This window comes from Anaeromassilibacillus sp. SJQ-1, from assembly GCF_046693725.1.
GTDB lineage: Bacteria > Bacillota > Clostridia > Oscillospirales > Acutalibacteraceae > Anaeromassilibacillus.
The window spans coordinates 349,004-366,254 of record NZ_JBKEIV010000048.1; the positions used below are offsets into that span (position 1 = coordinate 349,004).

A 17,251-nucleotide genomic window follows, 5' to 3' on the forward strand; every position below is an offset into this window, starting at 1 on the left:
ACAAGCGGCTATACGCCGCCAAAGAGTTCCTGTGCGTTTCATAAATTCACCCTTTCATTTTCAGGCAATCAACTGCCTATTTTAGACTAAGTATAGCAGAAGCTTCAACGAATGTATTTACATTTTTTCAACTACTATATCCTTTTTTTTAAGATTATTCGATAGAAATACACACTTTTATAGAACTTATGTCGAAAGATGTAATCATTCAAACGCTTTGAACCGATTTGCTACTGGGTGGGTGCTCGAAAATCCGGTTTCCCCTGTTAAACGGCCATACCCCTCTTGCGATAAGTTCGTTCTTTTTGTTCGCCTATATGGTTTCACATTCTCTTTTTTAAACGCATCCATTGACATTCATTCTTACGGAACTATCCAAAGGGCTTTAACGATACATATGGTTTTCCCTTTACATCGACAGATTCGATGGCATCCCCTCGAAAAAGTCCCTTTAAAAAGTGGGTGATCCATTTTCATAATATAATTTTTGTGTCCGACCTCGCCCCACACTCCATACTCCTAATAGGAAGATCCCTGGAGTTTCTTTCCATGATTTTTTCGTATATGGAATCCGATCACTGGCGTATCTAGAAAATCAATAATCATTCGGGTCTACACTTCTCCCGCTTGCGTGGGTTGTAGTAGCTCTTTCAGTAGGGTAGAGGTCCATAACCGTGCGCCGGTTTTTAAAGATGATTTTTTCATTTTTCCTTGGCCACACTCTTGTGAAATTCCGTATGTTCATATTTTTGTCTGGTACCCTTACGGACAGAAATGCAAAACAGAGCCACCTTAAAAAGCACCGGCAATCCTTACTGCCTATTCCACCACCCCTGCTAACGCCTCTCTCCCCTTTCAAATTATATCCCACAAAAACGAAGCCCCTGCACCGGATTACTCGGTACAGGGGCTTTTGTCTGATATGGAGGACCTGCTGTAAAGAGGATTGCCTCCTCAACTTCTGTTATGGGAATCTTTCTCCTTACAGATTTTCATGGATTCGCTAAAAGTTTTTTCACCCTCATCACAAAAGGTTCTCCCCCTACTCTTTCGATTTCTGCCTGGGATAACGCGACCTACGGTCACCGTACAATGCAGTTTTGCATCCTGACCCGGCAGGGTGGTGTAAACGCCTGTGCTCTGGCCCGGTGGACGCACAGCGTCTTCCGCGCCTGCGGCGTCTCCTGCGCAAGCTTTCTGCTATCAGCTGCCGGGTGCTTGATGGAATATGTACACGTTTATACCTTACACAAATTGCCCGGCGTTCAGCCAATGGTTACCGTGCAATGCAGCTTCGCATCCTGGTCCGGAAGTGTGGTGTAAACACCTATGCTCTGGCCCGGTGGACGCACAGCGTCTTCCGCGCCTGCGGCGTCTCCTACGCAAGCTTTCTGCTATCGGCTGCCGGGTGTTTGATCGAATATGTACACATTTATACCTTACACAAATTGCCCGGCGTTCAGCCAATGGTTACCGTGCAATGCAGCTTCGCATCCTGACCCGGCAGGGTGGTGTAAACACCTGTGCTCTGGCCCGGCGGACCACAGCGTCTTCCGCGCCTGCGGCGTCTCCTACGCTAGCTTTCTGCTATCGGCTGCCGGGTACTTGATCGAATATGTACACGTTTATACCTTACACAAATTGCCCGGCGTTCATCCAATGGCTACCTCGCAATGCAGCTTCGCATTCTGGCCCGGCCGTGTCGTGTAAACACCTGTGCTCTGGCCCGGTGGACGCACAGCGTCTTCCGCGCCTGCGGCGTCTCCTACACAAGCTTTCTGCTATCGGCTGCCGGGTACTTGATCGAATAGTACACGTTTATACCTTACACAGGCCCGGAAGTGTGGTGTAAACGCCTGTGCTCTGGCACGGTGGACGCACAGCGTCTTTCGCGCCTGCGGCGTCTCCTACGCAAGCTTTCTGCTATCGGCTGCCAGGTGTTTGATCGAATAGTACACGTTTATACCTTACACAGGCCCGGAAGTGTGGTGTAAACACCTGTGCTTTGGCCCGGCGGACCACAGAGCCTTTCGGCCTGCAATCTTTTGCTTTCTTTTGGAAATTCCCATACATTTTATCTTTCGCTTGCATCCCAAGTACACAAAGTCTCAAAGCCGTAGAATCCCCGCTCCGGTTTCCCGGAGCGGGGATTCTGCTCTTTGCGAAAGGGACTCCCTTCGCTCAATTTACTAAGATGTCCGCCAAGGATGGCTGGGCCATGCTCCTGTGGACGCACAGCGTCTTCCGCGCCTACGGCGTCTCCTACACAAGCTTTCTGCTATCGGCTGCCGGGTGCTTGATCGAATATGTACACGTTTATACCTTACACAAATTGCCCGGCGTTCAGCCAATGGTTACCGTGCAATGCAGCTTCGCATTCTGGCCCGGCAATGTTGTATAAACACCTGTGCTCTGGCCCGGTGTGCCAACTGCATAAACTCTGTAGTAGTAGTCATTGCCGATCTGGGACACAAACTGCGTCTTCAGAACGCTTCCGTTGCCCACTGTGAAGCTCGGCGCCAGTCCGTTTCCATTGACTACGGTCATCTTGAAGGTGTACACGCTTCCTCTGTTCAGCGTGATGGCATTTGCCGCATCGCTGCGCACACTTGCCACTGCACTCTGGCTTGCGGAAACCACACCCGCTGCTCCATATGTGTTGCTTACATTTCTCGATGTGGAGCCGCTCTTCTTCGCTGTCGTCGTCTTTGTCTCCAGGTTCTGGATGCTTGCTTCCAGTGCTTCTACGGCACTCTTGACCTCTTCTTCGGTCGCTGCTTCATTGTTCAACACAACCTTTGCGTTGCTCAATGCCTTCTGCATCGCTGCCACGCTCTTTGCTGTGTACTTGCTGGTGTTCACTGCCTCTGCTTTTCCAATCAGGTCTTTCAGAGCGTCCTTGTTCGGGATCATACGCAGTGCTGTAATCGCATTGAGCAGTTCTTCGGCCTTCTCATCCACTGCCTCCTGGGTTGCATTGGCATTTTCCAACAGAGTTTCTGCATCGCCCAGGATGGTTTTAAAGGTAGCCCATGTTTCGTCCTGGATGTACTTCGAAGCATTCTCTACAATTTTCTTGCCTTCTGCTACCAAAGCTTCCAGATCCGTCCTATCTGCACGGAAGACCAGGTTGTCAAGCGCTTCATACAGCGCTTCTGCCGCTGCCTGGATGTCTGCTTCCAGTACTTCCTCGTCGTCCATCAGGTCCTCTGCCGCCTTGTATGCGTCGTCCAGCGCCTGTACGCTCTCCGGCGTGAAGTTCTCTCGATTGATCTGCTTTGCAATCTCCATCGGGATTTCCAGCTGGCTCTTGTCCCCTGCTGCAAAGCTCAGATACTGCAATGCCTCGATCAGCTCAAACATCGCGTTGTTGATTTCATCCTGGCTTGCGGTCTTCTTTTCTTCGATCGCTTTCGCTGCCTGCAGCGCTTCCTTGTACTTCTTCTGTACCGACGGGACTGCCGCCTCTACCTGCGCTTTCACGTTCTCGCTCTCTGCGATTGTGATCACTTCGCGCAGATTTTCTTTATCCACGATTGTGAAGCCCAGTTCAATCGTGGTGTCTGCATTCGGCATTGCCAGGCTGTATACATACTCATTGACATCAAACGCCTCTACAGGCTCGCCATTGACTGTCACGCCTGCGATCTCTCTGCCTTCGGCTCTCGGCTCAAAGGTCAGGTCGAGATTCGTGTTTGCCATCACGACGTCTTTATATGCGCCGGTCAGATTTGCAATCGTCTGCTCTTCCCCATCGATCGACAGCTTCACCGTCGTCGGATAGCTTACCGTCAGGGTATGTTCTGCTGCCGGAGCGTCAATTAACTCAAACTTCAACCAGTTGAGATTGGAACCACTCTCTGTCCACGCAAGCTTTAACGTATGTTCGCCTGCTTCAAGTTGGATCTCCTGTGCGGGCAAAGTCGTCCAGTTCTGCCATGCGCCGGTGTTCACTGCTTCAAAGGTTGCAACCTTTTTGCCATCAACCAAGACATCAAATGCGCCGGCACCGGCCTGAGAGGAAATACGTGCAGAGAGGTTATATTTGCCCGTTGTCCCAACGTTGATACGGTATTCCGCCCAAGCGCCTGCGTCACAGTAACCAAGATTTTTGCCACCATCCTCGTCGGATGTTCCTTCTGCCTTTACAGTCTCAGACCACAGGATATTTTCTGCTGCTTTGAAGGTGGTATCTGCACCGATGTCTACAGTGATCGGATCTGCAATCTTGTCGTGGAAGGTGTTGACTTTCATGACAAGATTCATGAGCCTTTCCGCACTTCTCAGCAATTCGTCTCGAGTAATAAAGCCTTTTTCAAATGCATTTTTCAGTGTCTCCGGAGAACCAGTGGGCATTTTCACATCGTTGCCTGCCTTCAACTCAAACGCATGGTTGGAGTTATTTCCCCAGTCGGTTTCAACCAGACCTTCATAGCCCCATTCTCCACGCAGAATGTCTGTCAGGAGCTCTTCGCTTTCCGCTGTTTCGACACCATTGATGAGATTGTAAGAGGACATGATTGTCCACGGATCAGCCTCTTTTACAGCAATTTCAAAACCCTTGAGATAAATTTCGCGAAGCGCACGTTCGCTCACTCTGGAATCACTGCTGGAGCGGTTTGTCTCTTTATTGTTCGCCGCAAAATGCTTCAGAGAGATGGCGACGCCTTCGGACTGGCAGCCTGTTGTGAGCGATGCAGCCATCTTGCCTGCGAGCAACGGATCTTCGGAATAGTACTCAAAGTTACGCCCGCAGAGCGGATCTCTGTGGATATTCATACCGGGCGCGAGCCAAATGTCAATTCCATTATTATGTGCTTCTACCGCAGCTGCCTTACCGACTTTTTCCACAAGATCAACATCCCAAGTGCAAGCCTGCAATGTACCGATCGGCCATGCGGTGCAGTTGACGCCGATGCGGACACCCTGCGGGCCATCCGCTGTCATGATATTCGGAATCCCGTATTCCATCAGGTTGCCCATACCACCGGTGTTCGCAACGCCTGTATTCGGCTGACCGCCCATCATATCGATAAGCTGTTCATTCGTAATCTGCGCAAGGAAGTCGTCCATCGTTGCGCGTCCCTCATAGACATCCAAGAGCATAATCTTTTCGGCCGGGTCCGCATTGCTTACATTGGCGGCGAGAGCACGTGCACGCATCGGAGTGGATGCCGAAGCTGTATCCGCCTTATTGAAAGTGATATAGTCGATATTCGGATATTTGTTGGTCTCGCTGCACCGAAGCGTTACAATATTATTGCCCTCTTCCAGTGCTACTGTAACCGGTCCAACATCCTCGAAATTGTACCACTCGCCTTCTCCGTCGCCGTCGCCGGTCTGCGGGACGGTAAGGATGTCGTTTTCTACGACAGTATCGCCCACTTCGACGCCTACATTCCAGTCAAAGCCTTCGCGTCCATTTGCCACATTGAACATCAGGTTGTAATCGCCAGCCTGTTCAACGTACAGATTATAGGAAACCCAGTTGCCCGCGTAATTCATATATGCAAGACATGTTCCATCCTCACCGTTGACAGTGAAGGACTCTTCTCTGACCGGGGTATCCGAAGTACTTCCCGTGTTATCGTAGTCCTCCGCTTCGATCTGTGTCGATACTGTTGAGGAAATAACTTTTTCAAAAGGTTCGTCGGGAATTTCGGTTTCTGTATGCTTCTCAAAGGTAAAGTAATCAATGTTCGGATATTTATCCTTTTCAGAACAAGTAAATGTTAGGACACACTCTCCCTCAGGCAATGTAATGGAGATGGGGCCAACATCCACGAAATTATACCACTGGTTACCATCCACACTGGTTGTATTGACGCGGATAATGTCCTTCTCTACAGGTTTGTCATTTATATCAGCGCCTACATTCCAGTCAAAGCTTGCATACCCGTTGGCAACATGGAAGGTCAAATCATATTTACCGGCTTCTTCGACGTCCAGGTAGTACGAAATCCAGTTGTCTACATGGTTCATATATGCCACACATACACCGGACTCCTCTCCTACAGTGAAGTTTTCGGTTCTGACATAGTTTGCGGAATCCGATCCGCCGGAGAAATCGTAACTCTCTGCTTCGATCTTGGTGGATTCGGTTGCAGAAACAGGCTTATAGTAGGAAATTTCTTCCTCACTCTTTTCAAAAACCATGTAATCGTAGTTCGGGTTGTTACCGTTCGCTTCAAACCGCAGAATGTGTTTCCCCTCTGGCAGATTGACATAAAATGGTTCGGCGTCTGCAAAGTTGTACCATTCACTCTTTCCATTGCCATCACCGGTTTGCGGAGCGTTGAAATTGATACCCGGTTGTAGTTCGCCATCAACCGAAACCTTGAAGCAGTTGCTCAGATCCGCATTTCCATTCGCATACCGCATCGTGACCTTATAGGTGCCGGCTGTTTCAACCGTTACTTCATATTCGACGAATTTGCCTGCTGCGTTCATCATTGCAATACAGCTCATTCGCTCAAAGTCATCATTATAGAAATTTTCAATGCTCACATCACCATCTATAAAGGCCTCACTCTGTACGACCGTCTGGCCCTCCGCCTTGATCGTATGATGTGGATCAAAAGCCGGTGGTGTTTCGATCTCTTGATAGGTTCCGTCCGCTAAAAGCCTCTTTGGCAGCTGTACCGGCGCCAACTTTTCTGAGAGCTGTTCTGTTACGATTGTTTCATCGAGGGTATATGTATCGCGTACACCTTGTTCCCCCGCATCTTTGATGCAATTTCCGACGTAAATGTCGTAGTTGCCCGCTTCCATCACATAGGCGGATTTATGTCCTGTCACACCCGTATCATCATAGCTCGACATGTCGGAGATCTTAAAGGACATTTCCAGCGTTTCAGATTCGCCTGGGTCCAGCAGGTCTGTCTTATCAAATGCCGCCAGTTCCTTCGCGGGTTTTCCAAGCTTTGGATCGCCTTCATTCTTGCCCATCTGCGGCGCGCTAAAATACACCTGTACGACCTCTTTGCCAGCCACATCACCAGTATTTTTGACCGTTGCTGTAACGTTGGCAGTACCATCTGTAGTATCACCGTCAAAGGATATGTCAACATCTGAAATTTCAAAGTCTGTATAGGACAGACCATAACCAAATGGATAGTTGACCTTCTCATAATTCGGATCAAAGGTTTCAAAATACCGATATCCTACGAAGATGTCCTCTGTGTAGTTTACATAATTGCTTGACTCATTAAAGGTCTCAGAACTTGGATAATCATTATATGATTTTGCCCAAGTATCGACCAGCTTACCAGAGGGGTTCACATCACCTACAAGAATATCTGCAGTAGCAAGACCGCCCTCCATGCCAGCTTGCCAGCCGACCAGCACAGAATCAATCCCGTCAATTTCCTTGATCCAACTGGTATCCATGACTGCACCGACATTCAACACAACGACAACCTTGTCAAATTTTGCGCCTACACGGGTGATGAGTTCTTTTTCCGCGTCAGTCAGATAGTAATCCGCCTCCGAGCGGTCACTACCCTCTGAGGAATACCGGCCGACCGTCACGATTGCGGTCCCAGCTTCCTGTGCTGCGGCGTCAAGCATCTCATCCGTGACGTTAATCTGTGCGTCATCTTTAATACCATTTGTCGAAACCTGTTCCGTATAGAAATCGACGAGGGGTTGGTAGAGGGAAATCTTTCCTTCTTCGGCTTTCATTTGCATCCCTTGAAGGATATTGCGGGTATAATCCACATTTGTTGCACCGGACCCGCCGCCACCGCGCGTATAGTCGATCATGGCGCGTCCAAACATCGCTACCGTTTCACCCTTTGGCAGTGGTAGCGCGCTGTTATTGTTCTCGAGCAAAACCATACCATCAGCAGCGATCTGCCTGGAGAGCTCAATGTTTCCTTCGACAGCCTCAGCACCGGCGGTGATGCTCATTGCAGGAATTGTCGTTGCGACCATAGCGGTCGACAAGACCGCCGCAAGGATTCTTTTACTTACGCCTTTTCTTTTTCGACTCATTTTTGATCTCCATCTCCTTTTCAAAAATTCCTCATAACCTGTGCGAATCTGACGTATCATTCTCCTCCTTCCATAAGTTTCGTACGAAGATCTCTCCTCCAACGATTCATAGCACTTCGTACAGCACATCTTTTGGTATTCCAACATATTATTGCATCGAACGAACAGATTCGCTCTATGTACAATACTAATATAATTTATTTACAAAGTCAATATGTATAGGTGTTTTAAACAAAATATTTTCCATACTTTAACAAAACCAGATACCTCTCTTTTACGATACCGATCCACCCTGTAGGGTCGTGAAACTGTAGAGATGTTTATCGTATGATCATAAATATAATAGCAACCTTTCCTGGCGAATCCGAATCGTTTAAAAATTTATTTATCCTTATAGCAGAGAAAAATTTGCCGAAATTTTAATTCTTATTTCCCAGTCCCGCGACAGGAAAGTGCCGAGGCCCACTTCCTTCTCATGATTTTTTTCGCATATGGAATCCGATCACTGGCGTATCTAGAAAATCAATAATCATTCGGGTCTACACTTCTCCCGCTTGCGTGGGTTGTAGTAGCTCTTTCAGTAGAGTAGAGGTCCATAACCGTGCGGCGGTTTTTAAAGATATTTTTCATTTTTCCTTAGCCACACTCTTGTGAAATTCCGTATGTTCATATTTTTGTCTGGTACCCTTACGGACAGAAATGCAAAACAGGGCCACCTAGAAACGCACCGGCAATCCTTGTTGCCTATTCCCCCCTGCTAACGCCTCTCTCCCCTTTTCAAATTATATCCCACAAAAACGAAGTCCCTGCACCGGATTACTCGGTATAGGGGTCTTTGTCTGATATGGACCTGCTGTAAAGAGGATTGCCTCCTCAACTTCTGTTATGGGAATCTTTCTCCTTACAGATTTTCACGGATTCGCCAAAAGTTTTTTCACCCTCATCACAAGAGGTTCTCCCCCTACTCTTTCGATTTCTGCCTGAGATAACGTTGTCCGGCCTATGGTTATCGTACAACGCGGGCATTACATTCTGAAAGATCTGGTAATGTCGTATAGATACTCCTATTCCATCCCAATTCGTGCGTACTTTCGCCCGGCGATGTATAACGTCTCGTTCCCCTACAATGTGTCCTTTGGAAATTTTCTACTGTTGGCCGCCAGGCATGTAACGCCTGCATATCTACGTCTTTTTCTACACTAGTGTTTTGCTGTTGACCGTCCAACTTTTGCCCGATACGGACGGATGTCTTTCCAAAGCTATCCAATATCCAGCCAATCACCCGGACAAATAGAGTCTTTCATACCTGAGGCTTTCCCTATATACAAGACCCCTGCTATTGGCCGCCGGGCATGTAGCACCTCCATACCTTTTACGCAAACATTCTACCATCGGTCATCCAACTCTTGCCAAATACGGACGATTGTCTTCCCCAATCTACCCAGCATGCAGCTAATCGTCCTGACGCACAACGTCTTTCTCATCTAAGGTGTTTCCTAGGGTAGTTTCCTTCTATTGGTTGTTGAACATGTAGTTCTTTCATACCTACGTCGTTTTTTATGCAAGTGCTCTACTATTAACTGTCGAACTCATGCCAAAGACGGACAGATATCTGCCCCAAGCTATCCGGTATTCAGCCAACCGCCTGGGCAAATAGTGTCTTTTACTCCTAAGATTTTTCCTATGGAAGTTTCCTCCTCTAAGCCGTCGAGTACGGTACGTAGTACCTTTATGCCTATGGCATTTTTGCAGAATTTTTACCAAATACAGACGGATGTCTTCCCCAAGTTATCCAGTGTGCGGCCAATCGCCCGAACGCACAACGTCTTTCACACCTAAGGTGTTTCCTAGAGTAGTTTCCCGTTAGTGACTGCTAGGTCTTACTTTGGATATAAGCTGCTTCCACTCTTTGTACAACACGATTCCAGTATTTATCGATTATTCCCGATTCCCCCTGTAGAAGCACCTTCTATCCCATTCCCAAGAGTTTACCGCATCCATCCAACCATACGAGCAATGGCGATACCATAACGCCACCATACGATACATCCCTATCCCTGAGATACGTCCGTAGCATCCGACTTGGATTTGGGTTCCATACCAGGAACATTAGCGCTAAATCTGACAACTCACGAACGCTGTCGGTAGGCGGATATGCTTCCCATTCTGGAGCATTGCCTCCCGTATCTTCCACTGCACAATAGTCGGATTTGTACCCAGACCTTGCAAAAACGATGACCCAGCAGGGATTTCCGCGTTTACATTTGGAAACCACCTGCTGGGCCATATCGGTGGAACGTCTCTGCCTGCATCTTCCTACATGTCCGGTCTCTTATTTCTCTGATAAGAAACAGACCGAATGATATACATACACACTGGGAAAGTTACCGGTTCGAAGTATTGCACTTTTGTAAGTGCCTGCTTCTATCTTTCCGATATACCGATCAGAGACATCCCATATTCTTTTTTGCTCTTACGAACTCTTATGCTACCGTTACCATGAAATGCAGTTTTACATTCTGGCCTTGCAGGGCCGTATAAGCACCCGCACCTCTGGCCCGGTGGACACACAGCGCCTTCCGCGCCTACGGCGTCTCCTACGCAAACTTTCTGCTATCGGCTGCCGGGTGCTTGATCGAATATGTACACGTTTATACCTTACACAAATTGACCGGCGTTCAGCCAATGGTTACCGTGCAATGCAGCTTCGCATCCTGACCCGGCAGGGTGGTGTAAACACCTGTGCTCTGGCCCGGTGTACCAACTGCATACACTCTGTAGTAGTAGTCATTGCCGATCTGGGACACAAACTGCGTCTTCAGAACGCTTCCGTTGCCCACTGTGAAGCTCGGCGCCAGTCTGTTTCCATTGACCACGGTCATCTTGAAGGTGTACACGCTTCCTCTGTTCAGCGTGATGGCATTTGCCGCATCACTGCGCACGCTTGCCACTGCACTCTGGCTTGCGGAAACCACACCCGCTGCTCCATATGTGTTGCTTACATTTCTCGATGTGGAGCCGCTCTTCTTCGCTGTCGTCGTCTTTGTCTCCAGGTTCTGGATGCTTGCTTCCAGTGCTTCTACTGCACTCTTGACCTCTTCTTCGGTCGCTGCCTCATTGTTCAACACAACCTTTGCGTTGCTCAATGCCTTCTGCATCGCTGCCACGCTCTTTGCTGTGTACTTGCTGGTGTTCACTGCCTCTGCTTTTCCAATCAGGTCTTTCAGAGCGTCCTTGTTCGGAATCATACGCAGTGCTGTAATCGCATTGAGCAGTTCTTCGGCCTTCTCGTCCACTGCCTCCTGGGTTGCATTGTCATTTTCCAACAGAGTTTCTGCATCGCCCAGGATGGTTTTAAAGGTAGCCCATGTTTCATCCTGGATGTACTTCGAAGCATTCTCTACAATTTTCTTGCCTTCTGCTACCAAAGCTTCCAGATCCGTCCTATCTGCACGGAAGACCAGGTTGTCAAGCGCTTCATACAGCGCTTCTGCCGCTGCCTGGATGTCTGCTTCCAGTACTTCCTCGTCGTCCATCAGGTCCTCTGCCGCCTTGTAGGCGTCGTCCAGCGCCTGTACGCTCTCCGGCGTGAAGTTCTCTCGATTGATGCTCTCTGCAATCTCCATCGGGATTTCCAGCTGGCTCTTGTCCCCTGCTGCAAAGCTCAGATACTGCAATGCCTCGATCAGCTCAAACATCGCGTTGTTGATCTCGTCCTGGCTTGCGGTCTTCTTTTCTTCGATCGCTTTCGCTGCCTGCAGCGCTTCCTTGTACTTCTTCTGTACCGACGGGACTGCCGCCTCTACCTGCGCTTTCACGTTCTCGCTCTCTGCGATTGTGATCACTTCGCGCAGATTTTCCTTATCCACGATCGTGAAGCCCAGTTCAATCGTGGTGTCTGCATTCGGCATTGCCAGGCTGTATACATACTCATTGACATCAAACGTTCCTCTACTACGGCTCGCCATTGACTGTCACGCCTGCGATCTCTCTGCCTTCGACTCTCGGCTCAAAGGTCCTTATCCACGATTGTAAACTCATACAAATGATCGAAGCCTTTGCTGCTGCTTCCTCAGCCGAGATTTCTACAACATAAGCATCCTTCTCAAAGGCACTCTCTTCAACAGCTGTTCCATTGACCTGTACGCCTGCGAATTCGCGTCCATTTGTCGGGGTAAACCGCAGGGTTAGCGCCTCTTCGCTCGCCGGTACCGAGTAGACACCTATCAAATCTGCCAACGGCTGCTCCTTTTCGTTCACCGTCAAGGACGCATGGCGGCCACTATACCGGATCACTATGGTTTTTTCCGATGGTTCGATCTCTTCCAATTCGTCGATCGCTGTGCGGATTGCCTTTACCGCTTCATCGACTGCCTCTTGGGGTGCATCTTTTGGAAGGGCAGCTGCATCTTCAAGAGCCTCTTGCAGTTTTTCCCAACTTTCTGCTGTGTAGTCGCTTTCCGTCAATTTTGCAGCTTCCTCTTGTACTTTTGTCAACTCTGTCCAGTTCGCTCCAAAGAACGAGAGGTCCCATTCATCCATCCATTCAATCCGCAGGGTACCATCATCGTTAAATTGAAGTGGCAACCAAAGATAACGGGAATCCTGCAAGTTGTTGGCATTCCAACGATCCGCCATAAAAATAAACTTGTCCGGATACCCCTCCACTGGGAGTACATGCGTACTTTGACCACGGAAGGTAAGATTTGCATCCGTACCTACACACGGATTGGGTAAAAGCTCTTCAAAGGGTCCAAGCGGAGAATCCGCGACCCCATAACCAGCGGCATTTGGACTCCATCCCGTACAACCAGACGTAATGATGTAATATTTACCATCATGTTTAAACATCGCGGGTGCCTCTCGAGACTGGTTCACAAAGTTGCGGGTGTATGTACCGGACTGACTGAGATAATCATCCGATAGCTGAGAAATGTACAACGTCGCATTGTTCTCTGAAGAGTAGATCAAATATGCCTTACCGTCGTCATCCTTAAACAGGGTCATATCACGGCTCATCTGTCCATTTGGGCGTTCACTGCGGATATAAGTAAACGGCCCTGTCGGAGAATCACTCACAGCTACGCCCGCACACGCTTTACTATAGTCAGCACTGTCGATATGAGCCCACATAACGTATTTTCCAGTGGTGTCGTTGTAAATCACCTTCGGTCGTTCCAGAACATTTTCCGGGTCCAACTCGTCGGCATACTCCCCTGTTTGGAGTTCGGGATCAAGGGCTAATCCCTCGTACTTCCAGTTGTAAAGATCCTTGGAAGAATAACACGATACACCGATCACCGGTGTTCTCGTTGTGCCGGGGTCATTGTCTACATCTTTATTTTCTCCATACCAATAGTAAGTTTCAGATTTTTCATCATACAAAATTCCACCGCCGTGTGCCTGTATAAAATCGCCCTCTGTATCTAACCACAGATCGCCAGGAGTAAACGATTTCAAATTACCGATGGACTCGATACGCTCAATCTCTTCTTCAATCAGATTTTTTAGGCTAATAAACTCTTCCTGTGTCGGTGTTGTACTATCCAGAAGTGCCTCTGCCCGAGCGACGAGTGCCTTCAAGTCATCTAGGAGAGATTCCTTTCCCTCGAACGATTCCATAAAGCTCTCTGCTTCCTGAATCGCTGGGGGCAACATAGATGTATCGATCGTAAAGTCATTTAGACGAACTACGTTGATCTCTGCTGCTGAAGCAAATGACTTTTCTTCGTTGTTCTCCGAGGTATAGGCAGTCAAGCGCAAATACCTCGCCGTTACCGGAGTGAAGGATGCTGTTTTTTCGTCCTTGGTCGGCTCCCACTCGCCGGTTGCCACTGTAGTGAAGTCCTCACCATTTTCACTAGCACTGATCGCATACTTCAAAATGGTACCATTCCAGTCCTTATCCTGACGGGGTAGATACTTCATCTGATAGACATCGGTATATGTCTTTCCAAGATCCAGTGTGATATAGTGTGGCAACTGCGTATAATTTGTCCAATTGGAATGCCACCAGGTGCCAGTATTTCCATCAATAGCCTTCGAAGCTTCATTCCCCTTTTCTTGGGTATCAGCTGTTGCCGTCATGTTTTCTTGAGGAATCAACGTAGGTTCTGTCGCAGGAGCAACATCTTTCAAGGCCGTCTGAATACTCTCAGCGGCGGCATCAAATTCTTCCTGCGTAAAGAGTTTATCGCTAGAGAGCATTTCCTCCGCCTTTTCTACGGCAGCGGTCAAAGAAGCGATTTGTTCAGGATCTCCTTTATAACTGTCTAAGAATGCACGACCTTCCTTCGCTGCTTCTTGCAATTCGGTCTTGTCTACAACAAAATCCGCCTTGCGCACAATGTTAATCTCGGCTGCAGAGGCAAACTGGTCATACTCAAAGTCGTTATTTCCCATAGAGGAAATGGCTGTCAAACGCACATAATGTGCCCCTGTCGCATTAAAGGATGCCGTTTTGAGATCACGATTTGCATCCCAAGTGCCCTCCGCAACCTTTGTGAATACATCCCCATCATTACTAACGGAGATCTCATAGCCAAGAATGGTTCCATTGTACTGTGGATTTCCATTTGAAGAATCCTGGCGAGGCAGGTACCGCAGCTGATAGACATCATCATACTGCTCTCCCAAATTCAAGGTGATAGAAAGTGGGCATACCGGATGACCGTCAGACCAACTGCTATGCCACTTCGTGTTGTTGTTGCCATCGATTGCTTTATCCGCGCCTTCTCCAGATGCCGAGCTGTCTGCAGTTGCAGACATTTGACTTTGCGGAATGACAATTTCTTGACCCTCCTGAGCAGCCATCGCCACAAAAGTGCTCGTTCCCTCTGAGGTTCCAACGGTTGTCGCGCCTGCCGCTGGGATGCCACTGACGCACAGAGACAATGCCAGAATCCAGGCAAGTACTTTTCTTCTTCTTTCCATGATTTTCTCCCCTTTTACTTTCATATTTCAAACAGAGAAACTCTGTCTGTATGTTTATATATAGAATCTATAACATTTTTTCATAATTATTTAAATTATCGTTATAATAGCACAAATCCCATCTCACATCAAGCATCAATTTTAAAATGAGAAATTTATCCATATTCATGCAACAAAAGTCTATAATCATATTTCTATTTTATCATAAAGTCTAAATTAGAATAATATCAAACAGAGTCATTTATAGCATTATTCTTTTATATGAAATTAATTTAATAAAGCAATAAAATTTTTCTTACTTCCAATTCTGTGATGTCTGCAATATATTTCTATGGACAGTAGTTCAAAATAAAGCCTCTTAGAAAATTACTAGTAATTCATCGCTGTCTATTCCACCACACTGGCTGGTATCCCCTTAATAATCCTACAAAGACCTGAAGCCCCTGCGCCGGAAAATCCGGTGCAGGGGCTTTTGTCTGATATGGACCTGCTATAAAGAGGATCGCTTTTTCAGTTTCTATTATGGGGACCTTTCTCCTTACTAGTTTTCCAAAAGTTGTTCTCACCCTCATCGCAAGAGGTCTACCCTCTACTTTTTAATTTCTACCTGGAATCACGTTGTCCGGCCTACGGTTGCCGTGCAATGCAAACTTTACATTCTGAAAGACCTGGTAATATCGTATAGATATTCCTGTTCTATTCCAAATCGCGTGTACTTTCGCCTGGTGATGTTTAACGTCTTGCTCTCCTGCAATGCTTCCTACGGAAGATTCCAGATTTCGACTGCCAAACATGCAGTATCTTCCATACCTACAGCGCTTTCTACACTAACGTTTACTATTGATCGTCCAATTCTTTCCAAATACAAATGGATCTCTTTTCCAAGTCATCCAATATACAGCCAATCGCCCGGATACACAAGGCCCTTCTCTCCTAAGGCGTTTCCCACGGATGTTTCCTACTGCTGGTCATCGGGCATATAGTGGCTTCATACCTACGACATGTTCTACGCAAGCATTCTACTATTAACTGTCCAACTCTTATCCAATACGGATGGTTGCCTTCCCCAAGCTATTCAGTATTCAGACGATTCCCTCGGGTGCATAATACCTTTTCACCTCTAGGGTTTTCCTACGGAAACTTCCTGCTACCAGCCACCCGGGTACGGTACATAGCACCTTTATGCCTATGGCGCTTTCTACACTAGTGTTTGGCTATTGACCGTCCAATTCTTGCCAAATATGGATGTCTTCCTCAAGTTATTCAGTATGTAGTCGAACGTCTGGAAACATAGTACCTTTCGCTCCTAAGACGTTTCCTACAGAAGTTTCCTGCTGGTTGTCGGGTACGTAGCACCTTCATATCTACGGTGTTTTTTATGCAAGTATTCCGCTATTGACCGTCCAACCCTTGCCAAATACAGACAAATGTTTTCCTCAATCTATCCAGTATTCAGTCAATTACCCCGAACACATAGTGCCTTCTGCGTCTATGGCATTGCCTACATGAGTTTCCCTCCTCCCAGCCGCCGAGTGTGTAGCCCCCTCCACGCCTATGGCACTTCCTATAGAAGTTCTCTGATATTAGCTGCCAGGTCTTACTTTGGATACGAGCTACTTCCACTCTTTGTACAACACGATTCCGGTTTTTATCGATTATTCCTGATTTCCTCTGTAGAATCATTCTTTATACCATCCCCAAAAGCTTATATCCAACCGTACGAGTAATGACGATACAATAATGCCGCCACGTGATATACCACCTGTAAAAAGATGGCCCATCAGAGATATTCCATATTCTTTTTTGCTCTTATGAACTCTTATGCTACTTACTGTGCAATGCATTTTCGTATTCTAGCCTAGAATGTGATACAACAGCATAATTGTGGTCCGACAGCGCTGTGTAAACGCTTGTGCTCTGGTTCCTTAGCGTGTGGGGGTATCCTCGTCTTGACACGCAGCGTCCTTCACTCCTACAGGGTGTGTCCTTCTATGCAATTTTCCTGCTTTGTTTAACGGATACTTGCTGGAATACGGAGTGCTTCTACTCATTCCGAAATACGATTGCAATGGTTTCCGATTATTCCCGATTTCTCCTGTAGAAGCACCTTTTATCCCATTCCCAAGAGTTTACCGCATCCATCCAACCATACGAGCAATGGCGATACAATAACGCCACCATACGATACATCCCTATCCCTGAGATACGTCCGTAGCATCCGACTTGGATTTGGGTTCCATACCAGGAACATTAGCGCTAAATCTGACAACTCACGAACGCTGTCGGTAGGCGGATATGCTTCCCATTCTGGAGCATTGCCTCC

Annotated in this window: 4 protein-coding genes; 1 reads left to right on the forward strand and 3 read right to left on the reverse strand. The window is 47.6% G+C overall.

Annotation, left to right across the window (positions count from 1 at the left end; translation table 11 throughout):
• Window positions 1-1,148 precede the first annotated feature (1,148 nt).
• Entirely contained in the window at window positions 1,149-1,499 is a 351-nt protein-coding gene (locus ACGCCZ_RS15045; RefSeq protein WP_411656432.1) for a hypothetical protein, read from the forward strand.
• Window positions 1,500-2,343: 844 nt separating this feature from the next.
• On the opposite strand, the gene ACGCCZ_RS15050 is transcribed toward ACGCCZ_RS15045, so the two are convergent.
• From ACGCCZ_RS15050 to ACGCCZ_RS15060, 3 genes are all read right to left on the reverse strand, one after another.
• On the reverse strand, window positions 2,344-7,995 hold the full coding sequence (locus ACGCCZ_RS15050) for a carbohydrate-binding protein (RefSeq protein WP_411656433.1): 5,652 nt from the start codon (window positions 7,993-7,995) through the stop codon (window positions 2,344-2,346).
• A 2,678-nt stretch (window positions 7,996-10,673) separates the two neighbouring features.
• The gene (locus ACGCCZ_RS15055) at window positions 10,674-11,963 is read right to left on the reverse strand and encodes a hypothetical protein (RefSeq protein WP_411656434.1); all 1,290 of its coding nucleotides are present in this window, start codon (window positions 11,961-11,963) and stop codon (window positions 10,674-10,676) included.
• Window positions 11,950-14,928, reverse strand: coding sequence for a discoidin domain-containing protein (locus tag ACGCCZ_RS15060; protein ID WP_411656435.1), 2,979 nt, complete (start codon window positions 14,926-14,928; stop codon window positions 11,950-11,952). The genes ACGCCZ_RS15055 and ACGCCZ_RS15060 overlap by 14 nt, the downstream gene beginning before the upstream one ends.
• Between the last annotated feature and the right edge of the window lie 2,323 nt (window positions 14,929-17,251).